General features: G+C 57.0%; 19 protein-coding genes and 2 pseudogenes. 8 read left to right on the top strand and 13 right to left on the bottom strand.

Annotated elements, in window-relative coordinates; genetic code table 11:
- Window positions 1–121 precede the first annotated feature (121 nt).
- Window positions 122–907: an MBL fold metallo-hydrolase gene (locus GFS31_RS17075; RefSeq protein WP_198805952.1), complete on the top strand. Its 786-nt coding sequence runs from the start codon at window positions 122–124 to the stop codon at window positions 905–907.
- Between the two features lie 190 nt (window positions 908–1,097).
- The gene (map, locus tag GFS31_RS17070) at window positions 1,098–1,961 is read left to right on the top strand and encodes a type I methionyl aminopeptidase (protein ID WP_198805951.1); all 864 of its coding nucleotides are present in this window, start codon (window positions 1,098–1,100) and stop codon (window positions 1,959–1,961) included.
- A gap of 49 nt (window positions 1,962–2,010) precedes the next feature.
- Here map and GFS31_RS17065 read toward each other — a convergent pair whose 3' ends face one another.
- The gene (locus GFS31_RS17065; RefSeq protein WP_225907474.1) at window positions 2,011–2,766 is read right to left on the bottom strand and encodes a glycoside hydrolase family protein; all 756 of its coding nucleotides are present in this window, start codon (window positions 2,764–2,766) and stop codon (window positions 2,011–2,013) included.
- 182 nt (window positions 2,767–2,948) lie between these two features.
- Here GFS31_RS17065 and GFS31_RS17060 point away from each other — a divergent pair, with 182 nt between their 5' ends.
- Window positions 2,949–3,464, top strand: a complete 516-nt coding sequence (locus GFS31_RS17060) for a hypothetical protein (protein WP_198805950.1) — start codon at window positions 2,949–2,951, stop codon at window positions 3,462–3,464.
- Here GFS31_RS17060 and GFS31_RS17055 read toward each other — a convergent pair.
- The gene (locus GFS31_RS17055) at window positions 3,442–4,017 is read right to left on the bottom strand and encodes a hypothetical protein (protein ID WP_198805949.1); all 576 of its coding nucleotides are present in this window, start codon (window positions 4,015–4,017) and stop codon (window positions 3,442–3,444) included. The genes GFS31_RS17060 and GFS31_RS17055 overlap by 23 nt on opposite strands.
- 27 nt (window positions 4,018–4,044) lie before the next feature.
- Complete coding sequence (locus GFS31_RS17050; RefSeq protein WP_198805948.1) at window positions 4,045–4,761, bottom strand: response regulator transcription factor; 717 nt, start codon at window positions 4,759–4,761, stop codon at window positions 4,045–4,047.
- A 192-nt stretch (window positions 4,762–4,953) separates the two neighbouring features.
- Between GFS31_RS17050 and GFS31_RS17045 the strand changes: the two genes are divergently transcribed.
- The 5 genes from GFS31_RS17045 to GFS31_RS17025 all read left to right on the top strand — a co-directional run bounded on the left by GFS31_RS17045 (window position 4,954) and on the right by GFS31_RS17025 (window position 11,837).
- Entirely contained in the window at window positions 4,954–7,011 is a 2,058-nt protein-coding gene (locus tag GFS31_RS17045) for a hypothetical protein (protein WP_198805947.1), read from the top strand.
- A gap of 138 nt (window positions 7,012–7,149) precedes the next feature.
- Window positions 7,150–7,635, top strand: coding sequence for a photosystem II protein PsbQ (psbQ, locus tag GFS31_RS17040; RefSeq protein WP_315865623.1), 486 nt, complete (start codon window positions 7,150–7,152; stop codon window positions 7,633–7,635).
- A 7-nt stretch (window positions 7,636–7,642) separates the two neighbouring features.
- Window positions 7,643–8,770, top strand: a complete 1,128-nt coding sequence (locus tag GFS31_RS17035; protein WP_263974862.1) for an NAD(P)/FAD-dependent oxidoreductase — start codon at window positions 7,643–7,645, stop codon at window positions 8,768–8,770.
- 89 nt (window positions 8,771–8,859) lie between these two features.
- The gene (gene glgX / locus GFS31_RS17030; protein ID WP_198805946.1) at window positions 8,860–10,932 is read left to right on the top strand and encodes a glycogen debranching protein GlgX; all 2,073 of its coding nucleotides are present in this window, start codon (window positions 8,860–8,862) and stop codon (window positions 10,930–10,932) included.
- Between the two features lie 299 nt (window positions 10,933–11,231).
- Window positions 11,232–11,837: a Uma2 family endonuclease gene (locus GFS31_RS17025; RefSeq protein ID WP_225907473.1), complete on the top strand. Its 606-nt coding sequence runs from the start codon at window positions 11,232–11,234 to the stop codon at window positions 11,835–11,837.
- 46 nt (window positions 11,838–11,883) lie between these two features.
- Here GFS31_RS17025 and GFS31_RS17020 read toward each other — a convergent pair.
- From GFS31_RS17020 to GFS31_RS16975, 10 genes and pseudogenes are all read right to left on the bottom strand, one after another.
- A pseudogene (locus GFS31_RS17020) lies at window positions 11,884–12,676 on the bottom strand (IS5 family transposase).
- Window positions 12,677–12,836: 160 nt separating this feature from the next.
- Window positions 12,837–13,052 (bottom strand): annotated as a pseudogene (locus tag GFS31_RS21705) (DUF86 domain-containing protein); the annotation flags it as partial.
- A gap of 115 nt (window positions 13,053–13,167) precedes the next feature.
- On the bottom strand, window positions 13,168–13,503 hold the full coding sequence (locus GFS31_RS17010; protein WP_198805944.1) for a nucleotidyltransferase family protein: 336 nt from the start codon (window positions 13,501–13,503) through the stop codon (window positions 13,168–13,170).
- A gap of 12 nt (window positions 13,504–13,515) precedes the next feature.
- Window positions 13,516–13,695, bottom strand: a complete 180-nt coding sequence (locus tag GFS31_RS17005; protein ID WP_198805943.1) for a type II toxin-antitoxin system HicB family antitoxin — start codon at window positions 13,693–13,695, stop codon at window positions 13,516–13,518.
- A gap of 32 nt (window positions 13,696–13,727) precedes the next feature.
- Window positions 13,728–14,081: a DUF5615 family PIN-like protein gene (locus tag GFS31_RS17000; protein WP_198805942.1), complete on the bottom strand. Its 354-nt coding sequence runs from the start codon at window positions 14,079–14,081 to the stop codon at window positions 13,728–13,730.
- A 5-nt stretch (window positions 14,082–14,086) separates the two neighbouring features.
- On the bottom strand, window positions 14,087–14,419 hold the full coding sequence (locus tag GFS31_RS16995; RefSeq protein ID WP_198805941.1) for a DUF433 domain-containing protein: 333 nt from the start codon (window positions 14,417–14,419) through the stop codon (window positions 14,087–14,089).
- 22 nt (window positions 14,420–14,441) lie between these two features.
- Complete coding sequence (locus GFS31_RS16990) at window positions 14,442–14,870, bottom strand: aspartyl protease family protein (protein WP_198805940.1); 429 nt, start codon at window positions 14,868–14,870, stop codon at window positions 14,442–14,444.
- Window positions 14,863–15,078, bottom strand: a complete 216-nt coding sequence (locus GFS31_RS16985; protein WP_198805939.1) for a hypothetical protein — start codon at window positions 15,076–15,078, stop codon at window positions 14,863–14,865. The genes GFS31_RS16990 and GFS31_RS16985 overlap by 8 nt, the downstream gene beginning before the upstream one ends.
- 102 nt (window positions 15,079–15,180) lie before the next feature.
- Window positions 15,181–15,474 (bottom strand): hypothetical protein, encoded by a 294-nt coding sequence (locus GFS31_RS16980; RefSeq protein ID WP_263974861.1) that lies wholly within the window; start codon window positions 15,472–15,474, stop codon window positions 15,181–15,183.
- Window positions 15,475–15,514: 40 nt separating this feature from the next.
- Window positions 15,515–15,835, bottom strand: coding sequence for a hypothetical protein (locus GFS31_RS16975; protein WP_198805938.1), 321 nt, complete (start codon window positions 15,833–15,835; stop codon window positions 15,515–15,517).
- Window positions 15,836–15,852 lie beyond the last annotated feature (17 nt).

Here is a 15,852-nt window from a genome sequence, read left to right as displayed (position 1 = left end):
TGGTTTTTGTGCCGTGCTGGGGCAAGGGTGTCTGGCCCGTGCGATCCGGGGGGCGCGTCCTCAGCTTCTTAAGATTCGTTTACAATTAGCTCAAAGCTACCTAGGAGCGCGGGCAACGGCGATGGATGCAACCTGGCTAGATAGTAATTCTTGGCTGATTGAATTGGGGGGGCGGCGTATCCTCATCGACCCCTGGCTGGTGGGAGAGTTGGTCTTTGGCCAGCAGGCGTGGCTGTTTAAAGGATCGCATCCCCAGCCCCGCGCCCTGCCCGACAATATTGATCTCATTTTGCTGAGTCAGGGGCTAGAAGACCACGCCCATCCGCCCACTCTAAAAGCCCTAGATAAGGCGATTCCCGTGGTTGGTTCTGCCAGTGCGGCCAAGGTGGCCCAGGCTTTGGGGTTTACCCAAGTCACAGCCCTGGCCCACGGCGAGCGGTTTACCCTGGCCGATAGCGTGACGATCCAGGCGGTTCCTGGCTCTCCCATAGGCCCCACCACCACAGAAAACGGCTACATCCTGCGGGAAACAGCGACAGGTCATGCGTTGTTCTACGAACCCCACGGCTTCCATGCCCCCAGCCTCAAAGATGAAGGCCCGATTGATGTCGTCATCACCCCCGTGCTAGATTTGGCCCTGCCCCTGGTTGGCCCCATCATTCGCGGCCAAAAGGGTGCCCTAGAACTGGCAGACTGGCTGCAACCCCAGGTAATTTTGCCCACCGCCGATGCTGGAGAAGTGCAGTACAGCGGCCTGCTCATCTCCCTGCTGAAGGCGATGGGCGGGGCGGAGGCGCTGCAAACGGCCCTGCAAGCTAAGGGCTTGGGTACTCAGGTGATGCAGCCCAAAGTTGGGCAAACGCTGAAGCTGGATCTGCGCTCTGCCCCCGCAGTGCCCTTACACTAGGTAAGGGGTGATGCCAGCCCATCTCTGGGCAGGGTCGTGCATGGTTTCCTGTAATGGATTCGTTGGGATGCATGGTTTCCTGTAACGGATTTGTTGGGATGGTGCCTTGCTTCGCGTTGACGCAGTCTCGCCTTGGCGTTGTGCACCCTACGCCTAACCCCCAATCCCTAACCCCTCTCCCCTCTCCGCTATGAACTTTTTGACTAAGCTCATGTCTGGCCACAGCGCCACGCCCACCCTGCCCAAGCGCAGCCGTCGAGTCCGGGGGGTGGAGTTGAAGTCGGAAGCGGAGATTGCGATTATGCGCCAGTCGGCCCGCATTGTGGCGACGGTGCTCAAGGAAATTGAGGCGATGGTGGAGCCGGGAATGTCTACCGCCGACCTTGATGCCCACGCCGAGAAGCGCATCCGCGAGATGGGGGCTACCCCCAGTTTTAAGGGCTATCATGGCTTTCCGGCCTCGATTTGCGCCTGCCTTAACGATGAGGTGGTACATGGTATTCCCCACAAGCGGCACATTATCCGGCGGGGTGACTTGCTGAAGGTAGACACCGGAGCCTACTACAACGGCTTCCATGGCGACTCCTGCATCACCCTTGCCGTGGGGGAGGTGTCTGCCAAGGCGCAGCGGCTCAAGGAAGCGGCGGAAGCTGCTCTCTACGCCGGAATTAGCCAAGTCAAGCCCGGTAATACCCTGCTCGACATTGCCGGAGCCGTGGAGGATTGCGTCAACAGCTACGGCTTCAGCGTGGTGGAAGATTTCACCGGGCACGGGGTGGGCCGCAACCTGCACGAAGCCCCCTCGGTGTTCAATTTCCGGACTCGCCAGTTGCCCAATGTCACCCTGCAACCGGGCATGACCCTAGCCATTGAGCCCATCCTGAATGCTGGATCGAAGCAAACCCGCACCCTCAAAGATCAGTGGACGGTGGTGACGGTGGATCGATCCCTCTCCGCCCAGTTCGAGCATACGGTGCTGGTCAGCGAAACGGGCTACGAAATCCTCACGGATCGCACCACCATTGAGGTTGCGGCCCCTCTCCCATCAGCCTAGACGGCGGGAACCAAATGCTGGCGAGGCTGAACTCCGGGCAAGCACCCCCCTACAACGGGCTAGCCGTGGGGTTGACGTAGGAGCCAGCGGGGGCATTTTGCAGTTCCTCCTCCAGCAAATTGCGGTAGATGCGGGGCAGGCGGGCGGTCATCGTGTTGGACTCGATGCCGTAGCCTAGGCTCGTCCAGGTGCCGGAGAGGCGGCGCAATACATCATCCAATCGCCCCTCCCGCAGAGCTACAGACAGGTCAAACCCCCAGGCGTTGTTGTCTTTGAGCCAGCGGTAGACCACCATGTCTTGGTACTCTGGGTCGAAGCTGTATTCGCCCCAAACGGTGTACCACGCAGGGGGGCGAGGGTGATATTTTTCGGCCTTTTCCTCCCAGGTTTGGGTGAGGAACTGGTAGCGTCCGGCAGCGGTGGTGCAGTTCCCGGTGTTAGGCCCAGCGGTGATGGGTACGCAAAGGTTGGGATGGCGGTTGGCCGGAGAGAAGGATTCGCCGCCGTAAAGCACCGTGTAGGGACGGCTGGTATTGGACTCTGCCGCCGAGATGGTTCGCATCAGGGCACGGATGTAGGGATCGCCGCCCTCCATGGCCAGGGGTTGGGGATGGCTGACCCACACCACCTCTTGAATTTTGCGCAGGGAGGGGGTCGGAATCGCCCGCAATCCTACCCAGCCCAGGAGCGCCACCCCCAAGAGCACGAGGGGCAGTGCGTTGCCCTTTTGGCGTTTTTTGCGGCGTTTTATCCGCCGCCGAGGCTGGGGTGCAAGAGGCGTGCCATGGGAGGAGAGAGGAGTCACAGGGAGGGCCAAGGAACGAAACACCGCTAATAGTAGCGCATCAAGAAAAGTCCGTGTGCCCCCAGGGAGTGCTGGGCTAGGAAGGCGAGTGTCGCCTACTATGGTGCTAGTTTGGCGTTTTGACTGGGCTTCCTCGGTCGGCGTTTTCGTCGTCTTGCCTCCTACGTTTGGATACCTTAGCCATGGGCACTGCTATCTCCCTTCCTGTGCTGTCTCGCCTGTTCTCTGGGGCTGTCCAGCGGCTGGTGCTCAAGCCCCTGCGCCCGGTGCTGCGAGGCGGGCTGGGGTTGGCGCTGTGCGGGGTGCTGTGGGGCTGTGGCTGGGTGAATCCGGCTCCTCCTCGGTCGGTGGTAGCCGAGGCGGTGGCCCAAAAGGTGGCCCAAACCCAGGCCGATCTTCAGCGGCAGTTGGGCCTAGGGGCCGATGGTGAGGCAAGGGCGGTGCCCCAGGCCAGCGGCATTCGCATCACAGAACACCACTGGATCGCCCTGGAACCGCAGCCCGCTGTGGCCGTCAGCGGCACCTATCACCTCAGGGGCGGCGGCATCGGCTGGGGCCAACAGCGCCAAACCCGCCCCTTTACCCTCTATCTGCGCCCTGTCGAGAAGGACGTATGGGTTGTCGTGGATCCGGCAGTGGCGACAACCATGGACGCGGTGGGTACTCCAGAGGCGGCTAGGCGGATTCCTGGAAGATAACCAGGGCATCGCGCAGGCGAGTATAGGTGCGGTAGCGCTGGTAGATATCGCGGTTGGAAAAGAAAAAGAGGGAAACGGCCTCCCACAAAAACACCCATCCCCCGATAAATAAGCCCTCGGTGAGAACGCTGGTAATGGCATAGGCTTCGGCAGGAACCGAGATCAGACGGGCGGCCCAGAGGGTACCTAGCCCCATCAGCACATAGCGCAGGGTGAGCAGATTAATGGTGCGAATCTCCTTCCGTAGCACGTAGAGCTTGAAGGTAAAGCTGTTTCTCAAACCCACTCGTACCTCTTGTTCAGTGGCTTCGCAACGTTTTTCGGCGGGCAGGGTAAAGATCAGCTCCACGGGGTAGCGGAAGGAAATTTCGTCGGAACTGCCCTCTAGGTAAATCTGAAGGTCGGGATCGAGTTCGCGCCGTTTGAAGGGGGCCGGATCCCACTCGTTGAAAATGTCGCCATAGTCATCGAGGGCGGCTTCAATCATGTAGGCATTGGTGGCTGGATCGATGGCGTAGATGGTGTTGAAGAATCGGTCGGTCGGTCGTTTCATGGCGGGTACAGCAGCCTTGGGATGCGGTTAGGGTTGGGGCGTGTCCTCAAACCGATAGCCCACCCCCGTCACGGTTTTGACATGGACGGGCTGGGAGGAGTCGGGTTCAATTTTCTTTCGCAGCCGAGCAATGTGGGTATCCACCACCCGCTCATCGCCGAAGAAATCGTCGCCCCAGAGTTTTTCAATGAGGTGTTGGCGGCTCCAGACGCGGCCTGGATAGCTCATAAACGTGGCCAGCAGGTCAAATTCGAGGGGGGTGAGGTCGAGGGTTTCGGAGTCTCCATCGGCGAGATGGCGCTGGGCCACGCGCTGGGTGAGATCGACGGTGAAGTGGGTAGTTTGGTAGGTTTGGCCCGTGGTTTCGGCTCCGTGGCGCAAACTACGGCGCAGCAAGGCCCGCACCCTGGCCACCAGTTCCCTGGGGCTGAAGGGCTTTACCATGTAGTCGTCGGCCCCGGTGGAGAGACCAATGATGCGATCTAGTTCTTCGCCTCGGGCGGTCAGCATAAGGATGTAGGGATCCTTGGCCCCTGGCCCCTGACGGACGCGGGCACAGACCTCCAGGCCGTCCAGTTTGGGGATCATCACGTCTAAAATCATCAGGTCTGGCTGGAGGGTTTGCTGGTAGCGCAGGGCGGTTTCGCCGTCTTCACACACCTCGCAGGCAAAGCCCTCTTTTTCTAGATATAGGCGAATCAGGCGAGCAATATCCGCTTCGTCCTCCACAATCAAAATCAACATCCCATCCCCCTCCGGCCTGGGTGGCCGCTTTGATCTGAATTGATTGTCTCAGAATGGTGGCCTTGAACTAGCATTAGCATACTTAGAGGGCAAGTGCCGTCCATGGAGCCACACGATGCCGGGAACCGCTGCCACCTAGAGCGATTCCTTTGGTGTGAACTATGATCAATCCTTCGATCCTTCGGTGATGCTATGGTCTCCACCCCCGTTTCTGACCTAACCAGCTTGGCCAGCCTTAACCAGGCCATGGCCATCCACCTGCGCCAACAGAGCCTCCACCCCGGCCTAGCCGTCACCTGCCTAGAGCACCAGGGACGCCTGCTGGTGCTGGGCCAGCACCGCACCCCGGAAGTGAAAGACCCCGCCGCCCTGTTCCAGGCCCTAGGGCGATGCCTCTACGCCGCCCTAGCTACCGTCAGCCTGGAGGGATCACCCTGGGAGGATCAGTCGATGATTGCGGTGCGGCTGTTCCTGAAGCTGAGGGCGGCGCACCGTCCCTACGCCATGCACACCCTCACCTGGCGACTGGCCGATACCGCTGCGGTGCTGTTTCCTGTTACAAACACCCCCGCTACGGACAACCCCGCTACAGACAACCTCGCTACGGACAACCCCATCCACCCGGCAACGAGCCCTTCAGAATTGCCCCATTGGACGACTACGAATCCGTCTGCCACCGAGGTCTCCGCCTATGGTTCTGCCGATGGTGACGCGGCTGGCGGTATCGCCCAGGTCAACCCTGGGGAGGCAGCGGTTGATGATCCGTCCTCCGCTCCCCAGATGGTTCAGCACTGGGGCCAAGAACCCGATGAACCGTGCCCTGAATCCGATGGGGTTGGCCTGGGCGCTACCTCCCTGGCCCTAGCGCTGTGGGGCGATCCTAACGATGAGCCGCTAGGGGAGCCCGATCCCCCAGGGCCAGACATCCTGGGCCTCCTCTCCCAGGGGCTGCGCGATTACTGGAGCTATGGCGTGGCGGGGGTGATTTTGGTGTCTAGCGGGCTGTTTGCGGTGGCGCTAACTCGGCCCTGCGTGGTGGGGCGGTGCGAACGTTTGGCGGAGGCCCAAGCCTACTATGGGCAAGCCCAGGAAACCCTGGCGTTTTCTCCCAGCGCCACAGATTTGAACGCGGCGCAGGGAGACTTGCAGCGGGCCATTGACCGTCTTGCCCCCATTCCCTCCTGGTCAGGGGCCTACGAAGCCGCCCAGGTCGATTTGCAGCGCTATCGCCAGGAACTGCGGGCGGTGCAGGCCATCCTTCAAGCCAAGACCACCGCCGCTAGAGCCGCCGACCTCAGCCAAAACCCGCCCCACACTGTGGAGCGCTGGGTGACGATCCATCAACTGTGGCGGCAGGCCATCGACCAGCTCGAAACGGTGCCCGACACCAGCCCTGCCTACGACTATGCCCAAAAGAAACGCAGTGAGTACCGCACCAATCACAGCGCTATTGGCCGTCGTATCGTAGCGGAAGAGGAGGCCGAGGCCAACTTTAATACCGCCATCCAAACCGGAATCTTGGCCCAGCAGCGCATGGAAACAGCGAGTTCCCTGGCGGGCTGGCAACTGGCCATCAAGGAGTGGCAGGCCGCGATTAAGGGGCTGTCCCTCATTCCCCAGGGCACGCTGATCTATGAGCAGGCCCAGGCCCAAATGCGGGAGTATCAACAACACCTGCACCGCACCACCCACCAGGGCCAGTTGGAAAATGCCAGCGCCCACAACTACGACCAAGCCATCCGCGCCGCCCGCGCCGCCGCCGCCTACGAGGCCCAGGGCCAATGGTCTTTGGCGGTAAACCACTGGCAGCGGGCGGTGGCCAGTGCCCAGCAAATTCCTTTGGGTACTGTCTTGGCCGAAGAGGGGGCGCTGCTGCTCGAAACCTATGAGCCCGCTCTGCTGAATGCTCAAGGGCGGCTGCGGGGAGCGGTGGCCATTCAAAGTCTCACCACGACCCTAGGTACGATTTGCTCGGAGGTGGGGGGATCCTGCACCGTGCGAGAAGATCCCACCCAGGTGAAGATTACCCTGGCCACTCCCCATGCCGAGGCTCTGCGCCAAGCCATTACCCCCGTCGCCGCCGATGGCACCTTTGGCTTTACCCAGACGCTGACCCCCCAAACCCAATCGCTGATTGAACAGGTGACAACCCTCAGCCACCAGGTCAACCGCCAGGTGGCCATCTACGACAGCCAGGGTGGCTTTGTGGCCCGCTATCGCCCCGATGTGGGCGGATTTGTCAGAAACTAAGCCCGGTTTGACCGGGGCTGGGCTTTGTTCCTCGTCTATGGCCTATCCTGCATAACGTTCTGCTGCATCCTCACATAAACCCCCACCTAGGGGCGTAAAATACATAGGGCATTTGCCCAAAGGCCCAACTGGGGGCGTATGTATCCTGTTTTGAGAGACGTAGACACCATGATGATGGGACGGTTTAGACCTCTGCTCGGAATTCTGCTGGCTGTGATTGCGACCACGCTGGTGGCCTGTGGCGGTGGCCCCGCCAGCAAAGCACCCCCGACCTATACCCCGGCAGTGCTGCAACAGGTCGAACTCTATAGCCCTGGGGTAGCCAACCTGCGGGATCGCTTCCCCGAACTGGCGGGCTACATCCAAAAAGAAGATTGGGTGAACGTGCAGAGCTTCATTCACGGCCCCATGGGCGAACTGCGGGCGCGGGTGAATCGCCTCGCCGCCACCCTGCTGCCCAAAGATAAGGAAAAGGCCCAAGCACTGGCCCAAGAACTCTATGTTCACCTAGAACGCTTGGATGAAGCCGCCGCCAATCGCCAACAGGTGATTGCTGGCCAGGAGTACCGCAACGCCCTGGACGATTTCGATAGCTTCCTCAGCCTCGTGCCCACCTTCCAGTAGGTTGTCCTTGCCCTTGAACCGTGTGGTGATTGTGGGCTGTGGCGTGATCGGGGCCACCATCGCCTACGAACTCAGCCAAAGCCCCGATTTACATATCACCGTCATCGACGCCCATGCCCCCGCCAGCGGTTCCACCGGAGCGGCCTTGGGCGTGGCAATGGCGGTGATTAGCCAAAAGGCGAAAGGGCGCAACTGGCGGCTGCGGGAACAAAGCCTGCGCCGCTACCCCACCCTCTTGGCTGAGCTGGAGGCCGCCACGGGCCAGCTCATCCAGCGCAATCAGGGTATTCTCAAGATTTGTTTTGATATCGAAGACCTGCCCCGGTGGCAATCGCTTCAGGCTATCCGTCAGGCCCAAGGGTATTCGTTAGAGCTTTGGACACCGGAGCAAATCCTAGAGCGCTGCCCCTATTTAGACGTGAGCCGTGCTGTGGTGGGGGTGTACTCTCCCCAGGATATCCAGGTTAACCCCACGGAACTGACCCAGGCTTTGGTGACAGCGGCCCGTCAGCGAGGGGTCTCCTTTCAGTTTGGGGAGGCTGTGATTGGATTTGAAACCGCTACCTCCGGCGCTACGACTATCTGTACTGGGGTGCAAACCGCTGGTCAAACCTTCCCCACCGATAGGGTCATTGTGGCGGCGGGGCTGGGCAGTACGCCCCTCACCGCTTCGCTACCGCAGCCGACGGTGCTGGGGCCAGTGTTGGGCCAGGGCTTGCGGCTTCATCTGGCGCAACCCTTGGGCAATCCGTCCTCTCCCCTAGTGATTAACGGCAACGATATTCACCTCGTCCCCCTGGGCGGTGGGGATTACTGGATTGGGGCCACCGTAGAATTTCCGGCCCATCCCGACGATCCGGCGGCGGCCATCGCCGACTTTCTCTCCCATCCCCCCGATCCCAGCCTCCTAGACGAGGTGCTTCAGGGAGCCATCGCCTACTGCCCCGCCCTCGCCCAGGGCACCATCACCGACCGCTGGTTTGGCCTGCGCCCCCGCCCCCAGGGCCAAGCCGCCCCCGTCCTCAAACCCCTAGAAGGCTGCGCCAATGGGATGCTGGCCACCGGACACTATCGCAACGGCGTGCTCCTCGCCCCGGCCACGGCTTTGGCGGTGCGGGATTGGGTCTTGGGCTAGCGCGGAGTTGGGGCCGTTGGGGGCTGTCCGGTAGAATCTCAAGAGCCACTTCGGCGTTCTGTATCCTGCTGGTTGTTGAGAGTGCCCCTATGCCGTCCACCGTTCTGCCTGGGCAAAGCTATCCCCTTGGGGCCACCGTCTACGCCATTGGGATTAACTTTTGTCTCTATTCCAAACACGCCACGGGGGTCGAGCTATTGCTGTTCGACTCAGAGAACATCGTCCATCCCAGCCGGGTCATTGCCCTCGACCCCCAGTGGAACCGCACCTCCTACTATTGGCACGTCTTTGTGCCTGGGTTGAAGGTAGGGCAAATCTATGCCTACCGGGTGCATGGCCCCTTTGATCCAGAGAGCGGCCATCGGTTTGATCCCCAAAAGGTGCTGCTCGATCCCTACGCCCGCGCCGTGGTGGGGGATGATATCTACGACCGCAAGGCGGCGATTCTGCCGGGGGACAACTGCGCCACTGCCCTAAAAGGAGTCGTGGTAGACAACCGCAGCTACGACTGGGAGGGAGACCGGATGCTGCGGATTCCCTACGCCAAAAGCGTGATCTATGAAATGCACGTCGGCGGCTTCACCCAGCACCCCTCCTCTGGGTTGCCCGAAGAGGAACGGGGTACCTTTTCGGGCATTATCGACAAAATTCCCTACCTCCAAGACCTTGGCATCACCGCCGTCGAACTGCTGCCCATCCACCAGTTCGACCCCCAGGATGTGCAGCCCGGCCTGCAAAACTACTGGGGCTACAGCACCCTGGGTTTCTTTGCCCCCCACCGAGGCTATAGCTCCCGTAAAGACCCCCTCGGCCCCGTCAACGAATTTCGGGATATGGTGAAAGCCCTGCACCGGGCGGGCATTGAGGTGATTTTGGATGTGGTGTTTAACCACTCCGCCGAGGGCAACCACGAAGGCCCCACCCTCAGCTTCAAGGGCATCGACAACGAAACCTACTACCTCCTAGAAGACAACGACCTGGCCCACTACTCCAACTACACAGGCTGTGGCAACACCCTCAAGGCCAGCCATGCAGTGGTGGGGCGACTGATTTTGGACAGCCTGCGCTACTGGGTGTCTCAAATGCACGTCGATGGCTTTCGGTTTGACCTGGCCTCGGTGCTGTCGCGGGATTTGGCAGGCAACCCCCTAGAAGATCCGCCGATTCTGTGGAGCATTGAATCTGACCCGATTTTGGCCGGAACCAAGCTGATTGCCGAAGCCTGGGACGCCGCCGGACTTTACCAGGTGGGAACGTTCATTGGCGACCGCTTTGCCGAGTGGAACGGCCCCTATCGCGACCATGTGCGCCAGTTTGTCAAAGGCGACCGTGGAGCCGTACCCGATCTGGCCGCCCGCCTGCTGGGTAGCCCCGACATTTACCAAAAACCCAACCGCGAACCCAACCGCAGCATCCACTTCGTCACCTGCCACGATGGGTTTACCCTCAACGACCTCGTTTCCTACAACCAAAAATATAACGAGGCCAACCAGGAAAATAACCGCGACGGCACCGACGCCAACTATAGCTGGAACTGCGGCGAAGAAGGCCCCACCGATACCCCCGCCATCGAACACCTGCGGCAACGGCAGATTCGCAACTTCCTCACCCTGCTGTTTATGGCCCAGGGCACCCCCATGCTGCTGATGGGCGACGAAATCCGCCGCAGCCAACGGGGCAACAACAACGCCTACTGCCAAAACAACGCCCTGAGCTGGTTCAACTGGGACGACGTGGAAAAAGAACGCGACCTGCTGCGCTTCACCCAAGGCATCATCCACTTTACCCAAAACCTGAAAATCCTTCAGGTCGAGCAACTATTGCGCGTTACCAACACCTGGCATCCCGAACCGCACATCGTTTGGCACGGGTGCCGCCTGCACCAGCCTGACTGGTCAGACAGCTCCCACAGCCTCGCCTTCACCCTGCGCCACCCCGCCACCAAAGAACAAATCCACGTTATGCTCAACGCCTACTGGGAGGTGCTGGTCTTTGACCTGCCCCACCTCGATTGGCCCCACCGCTGGCACCGCATTGTGGATACCGCGCTCTTCCCCCCCGACGACTTTTGCTACCCTGAAAGTGCTCCCCCCGTCGATAGCTACCTCTACCCCGTCAGCGCCCGCTCTGCCGTCGTGCTCCTTTGCCAAAATCAGCCCTGAATCAACCTTAGAAAAAATTAATAGGGGGTCTCACCCCTCATGCTCTTTTTGGGTTAATATGATATTAGATGCACCCTGATGGTAGGGAGAGCTGAACGGCTCTCCTTTTTTTTGGCCATTTTTCTGGCAAAAAGGATTTTGAGGTCTTTGCAGACCCAATGCCTGGGCGCATGCACCACCTATATCCCACAGGCTAAGGGCGGTTCAGGAAAATCGCTATAATACGTCTTAGCTTCCTTTGTTTCTAGAGCAATCGTTGTATGGTTCTCTCGACACTGCCAATCCAGACGGATGCTTGGATGGCGGCCACCTGGGAAGATTTTGTCGTCACCATGGATGCTCCCCCATACCGCGATGGGCGTGGCTATTTTGACCATGGCGAGATGAGGGTGGAGATGGCGACTTTGGGGTCGGGGCACGGACGGCAGAATACGGTGATTACCAATGTGGTTAACCTATTTGCGCTGGTCAAGGGGCTGCGTGTAGCGGGGTTTACCAATTGCAGTTTCTACAAGGCCGGGGAGCAGGGGTGTCAGCCAGATGTGGCCTTTTACCTGGGAGAGGGCTTTTGTTTGCCTCCCCAGGACAACGCGCCTATCGACGTTAACCGCTATGGCCCGCCGACCCTGGTAATTGAAGTGGGGGCCAGTTCCTTTCGGGACGATTTAGGGGCAAAGCGGCTACTCTGCGAGCGGTTGGGAGTGGCGGAATATTGGGTGGTTCATGTCGCAGCGCGGCGGGTGATTGCGTTTTCGGTGGCGGCTCGGCGCAGTGGCGAAATTGCCGTATCAGAGGTGTTGCCCGGTTTGGATATGGCGGTGGTGATGGAAGCCCTAGACCGTTCCCAAACGGAGGATGACGGGACGCTAATGCGGTGGTTGATGGAGCGGTTTCAGGCTGGGTAAGATTTGGGTTAAGGGGGCGTTTGAAAAGGGGGTAGGGTGTAGCGAATTACGCTAGACGCCGCACCATGATCCGGATCATGGCGATTTTGAGCATGGCCTCGGCATTTTCGGGAAGTTGCTCGTAGTCCTGCACCAGTCGTCGTGACCAGCGCAACCAGCCAAAGGTGCGCTCCACAATCCAACGTTTTTTGACGAGAACAAACCCCTTGGCCTCCTTCGGGCGCAACACCACTTCAACAATCCAGCCCAAGGTGTCCATCGTCCACTGGAGAAACTTAAACCCGCTGTAGCCCCCATCCACCCACACCAAATAAATGCAGGCCATGGCCGCTCCCATCTGATGCAAGTTTGTGCAATGCTAGTTTCCCACCGTCTCGCTCGCTGACGCTGGCTGCCGTGGCCACCACCGCCATCACCAAGCCCAAGGTATCAACCACGCCATGCCGCTTCCGTCCCTTCGTCTTTTTGGCCGCATCAAAGCCCACGGCTCGATGCACCATCGGCGCAGTAGCGACGCTTTGACTGTCCAAAATCACCTCCGATGGGCTTTCCGGTCGGCCTTCCGAGACCCGCACCCAGGCCCGTAATCGGTCGTGAATCGCATCCCAGGTGCCGTCTTTCACCCAGGTTCGATAGTACGTGTAGACCGTTTGCCACGCCGGAAAGTCGCTCGGCAGGTCGCGCCACGTATACCCCTGTTTGACCAGGTAGAAGATGGCGTTCAGCACCGCCCAGAGGCAGACCGTTCGAGGGCGACCACCGGGCTTAGCTGGGGGCAAGAGGGGTTCAATCAACTCATACTGGTCGCGGGTTAAGTTGCTGGTGTAGGCTTTACTCATGGCTCTCACGGGGTTGAACGTTTGTATGTACAGCCTATACCGTGTGAGCTTTTTTACTGACTATCCGGCTTTTCAAACGCCCTCTGAAAGTATATGACAGGCGACGCTTTTCATTTAATTAAGTAGCTAAAAGATCTGCTTAATTGACTCACTTAAAACCTTACGCTTCTTCAGTAGAGCTGATAGCTTTTAATACAGAGATTAAATCAGGCAAGGCCATATGAATTGTGTTCCAAATAGTTTCAATATCGACTGCATCATATTCATGGATTAAACGATTTCGCATCCCAATAATTTTAGGCCAGGGAATAGTTGGAAGTGAGGCTTGAGTTTCAGAGGAGATTCTATGGGCTGCTTCCCCAATAATTTCAAATTGACGAGTGACCGCCGCTTAGCGCATTAAATCAAGCTCAAAGGTTTGCCAATCGATCCCAGCTACAAAGTCTTGGGCTAGCCTTGCTGCATTCAGCATATCTTGTAGATAATCGAGTTCACGCGGCAGCATAGATAACTTTGGCTGAGGTAAGGATGGCTTGGCGGCGGAGATGGTTTTGACTACGTTCAATACCGCGACGACTGACCAAATCGACTTTTCGTTGAAAGATGGCTTGAATATCTTCTTCCATGTCTACTAAATCAAACAGTGTCCAGTGGGCATCCTGGGTAAAGGAGACCAGTACGTCAATGTCGCTATTTTCTGGCTGAAAATCATCGCGTAGGACAGAGCCAAATAGTGCTAGCTCGGTAATGTTCCAGCGCTGGCAAAATTCAGAAATTTTCTCGTAGTCGATGGGAATTTGTGTATTTATTACTTGACGATCTTGCATGGCCATATCGTTCTAAACGTAATTGTGCGCTATTTCCTCATCTTCCAAAAGCATTTCGATGACTTCGCGCAGATTTTCGTGTAATTCGGCTAGGGTCTCTCCTTGGGAGTGTGCGCCAGGGAAGCCTGGAACATAGCCAACGTAGAGGTTGGTGTCGGTGTCTCGTTCGATAATTGCTGTGAAGGTTTTCATAACTCAAAGTTTTCAGGAATTGTGATTCTTATCTATCGCAAAGGAAGAAACCTAACTTGGCCTTCCCACTCGTCATCGAGACTACATTCAGCGATTAAGATAATCTCTTCTATGGCCAAACCTATTGGAACACGACGACTCACTTCAAATAATCCAGGCATGGATAATCCATCTTGAATACGTTGGTAGGCAAAGGTCATCATCGTAGCAACATCGTGGGTTAGAACAATGCGTCCTGCGTCAGCAGCCCAAGCCAAAACCGTAGGATCATCTACTCCAGAGAGATTAACATCCTGAACGCGAACAATATCAATGGCGGGAGCTTGGCGAAGAATCCCACGTACAATCTGGTTATTAAAATTTTCGTCAGCCAGGAATTTAATCATCTTGGCTACCTAGCCGCATTTCGCCTAGCTAGGAGTCGAGCACGTATGCCCTCAGGGCTAAAACGTTGCTCAGCTTCTTGTTGGATTAATTCGGCCCGCTGTTGGCGTTCTGCAAGGTAAGTATGTACCTCATCTCGATGTCTGAGGTAGTAACCGATGACAAGGTAAATATCTGAAATTGGTAAGGATGGGTACTGCTCTCCGATTGCCTCTGGGGTGCATCCTTCAAGGAAAGCCGTTACAACGGTATCCAGGGTGACGCGAGTTTTGGCGACTCGTACAACCCCTTGGGGATCGGTTTCTATGGGCGCGGGTTCAAGGGCAATGGCTAGGGGCATGGATTTAATCAGGATAATGAGCTTACGATGCGGCAGAAGATTTTGGACTAACGGCAAACTCTAGCTGCGAACGGTAGAAACAAACATCGAATTCCATAAAGAAATTGACCTGTCCTAGGATAAGTGGCACGTTGGTGGCTTGTGTCCAGGCGAATACGAGTTGTACGGGCTCAAACTGTCCAACGGTTACTTGACCGATGACGACACGCGCCTCATACTGGGCTAAATTTCCTGTCAAACTTAGGGCTGTGGTTTGTCTTTCCCACTCGTAGCCAAGGTCGATTCCTAGTGAATAGGGCAGTACGTTTACGCTGGCCCCAGTATCGAGTAGCCCCGTTGAAGTGATGGTCTTCTCTTTATACTCTAGGGTGAAGGGCAAATATGGGCGAAAACTCGCTTCTCCTAATGCTGGGTCGCCGGAAAGAAATGGATATCGCTCAGTATTAACCATGGTTTTGAGCTTTGGCAGATTGTAAAGCTTTTAACATCGTATCTGCGGCTTCGTCTGCATCATAGGGCGACCACACGGGATAAGCTTGATCTGGCTGAATCAGGTCGGTTTCCTGCTGGGCAAGTTCTGAGATTAGCAGTTGCATGATATAGAATTTATCTGAACGACTTAGCTCTCTTAAGGTCGAAATCAGTTCTATTGAAACCATTACGATTACTCCAAATAAATGACTTTAGTAGAGATAAGGATGATTTGATAGCGCAGATGATTTTCACTGTGTAGGTGTAGTTAGCAGTGGTGCAGCTACTTGCTAAAATGCGTTTGTTACTCTCCGCTCTTCTAGCATTGCTGCCACTTCTTCGTCAGTTGGTGCAGGCTGATCGGTTTTTAACAATCCCCTCATCCGTTGAATAGTGCTAGAGCGGTCAGATTGAGTAATCGTCCTATTTTTGAGGGATTCAACAATTACAGCAATCAGCGTAAGCCGATCATCGGGCGGCAAGCTAAGGACTTGTGCTTTGAGTTCTGGTGACAACATAGACTGTTCCTGGCTATGGGAGTCGGTTTCTATGGTCGCAGATTCAAGGGCGATAGCTAAGGGCATAGATTTAATAGAGTTAGGTAGTGGACAATGCCCATCCTACTTACTGGACTTTTAACTTGGCCAATATCTTTAGTCGCTCAAGATAGTTATTCATGTGTTCAGCACTCTTTGTTGGCACACAACTATCATCGTATAGATAAATCACATCCATGTTGGGATCACCGTGACAAGATAGCTTTTCTGCTCTTGCTGGCCCTAGCCCTTTCAGCTCAACACAAATGGGATATTCTTCATAGGTGATATATTTTCTAGTCTTGAAGCCAAGTGGTTTATATTCTCTGTTGAGGACTACATATCGTCCGTCAGGTTGCTTTTCTAAGCAGTAAGGGAAAAATACAGATCTAAAATCGTTGAGTGCCATGAGTGATTCTTCTATCT

The organism is Leptolyngbya sp. BL0902 (genome assembly GCF_016403105.1).
GTDB lineage: Bacteria > Cyanobacteriota > Cyanobacteriia > Phormidesmidales > Phormidesmidaceae > Nodosilinea.
The sequence above is the reverse complement of the archived record's forward strand: the minus strand, read 5'-3'. Positions and strand labels throughout refer to the sequence as shown.

Excerpts from the sequence above, each read along its gene's own strand:
- GFS31_RS17075 (WP_198805952.1), top strand. The coding sequence starts at position 122 with ATGGATGCAACCTGGCTAGATAGTAATTCTTGGCTGATTGAATTGGGG.
- map (WP_198805951.1), top strand. The coding sequence starts at position 1,098 with ATGAACTTTTTGACTAAGCTCATGTCTGGCCACAGCGCCACGCCCACC.
- GFS31_RS17060 (WP_198805950.1), top strand. The coding sequence starts at position 2,949 with ATGGGCACTGCTATCTCCCTTCCTGTGCTGTCTCGCCTGTTCTCTGGG.
- GFS31_RS17055 (WP_198805949.1), bottom strand. The coding sequence starts at position 4,017 with ATGAAACGACCGACCGACCGATTCTTCAACACCATCTACGCCATCGAT.
- GFS31_RS17050 (WP_198805948.1), bottom strand. The coding sequence starts at position 4,761 with ATGTTGATTTTGATTGTGGAGGACGAAGCGGATATTGCTCGCCTGATT.
- GFS31_RS17045 (WP_198805947.1), top strand. The coding sequence starts at position 4,954 with ATGGTCTCCACCCCCGTTTCTGACCTAACCAGCTTGGCCAGCCTTAAC.
- psbQ (WP_315865623.1), top strand. The coding sequence starts at position 7,150 with ATGTATCCTGTTTTGAGAGACGTAGACACCATGATGATGGGACGGTTT.
- glgX (WP_198805946.1), top strand. The coding sequence starts at position 8,860 with ATGCCGTCCACCGTTCTGCCTGGGCAAAGCTATCCCCTTGGGGCCACC.
- GFS31_RS17025 (WP_225907473.1), top strand. The coding sequence starts at position 11,232 with ATGGCGGCCACCTGGGAAGATTTTGTCGTCACCATGGATGCTCCCCCA.
- GFS31_RS17010 (WP_198805944.1), bottom strand. The coding sequence starts at position 13,503 with ATGCAAGATCGTCAAGTAATAAATACACAAATTCCCATCGACTACGAG.
- GFS31_RS17005 (WP_198805943.1), bottom strand. The coding sequence starts at position 13,695 with ATGAAAACCTTCACAGCAATTATCGAACGAGACACCGACACCAACCTC.
- GFS31_RS17000 (WP_198805942.1), bottom strand. The coding sequence starts at position 14,081 with ATGATTAAATTCCTGGCTGACGAAAATTTTAATAACCAGATTGTACGT.
- GFS31_RS16995 (WP_198805941.1), bottom strand. The coding sequence starts at position 14,419 with ATGCCCCTAGCCATTGCCCTTGAACCCGCGCCCATAGAAACCGATCCC.
- GFS31_RS16990 (WP_198805940.1), bottom strand. The coding sequence starts at position 14,870 with ATGGTTAATACTGAGCGATATCCATTTCTTTCCGGCGACCCAGCATTA.
- GFS31_RS16985 (WP_198805939.1), bottom strand. The coding sequence starts at position 15,078 with ATGGTTTCAATAGAACTGATTTCGACCTTAAGAGAGCTAAGTCGTTCA.
- GFS31_RS16980 (WP_263974861.1), bottom strand. The coding sequence starts at position 15,474 with ATGCCCTTAGCTATCGCCCTTGAATCTGCGACCATAGAAACCGACTCC.
- GFS31_RS16975 (WP_198805938.1), bottom strand. The coding sequence starts at position 15,835 with ATGGCACTCAACGATTTTAGATCTGTATTTTTCCCTTACTGCTTAGAA.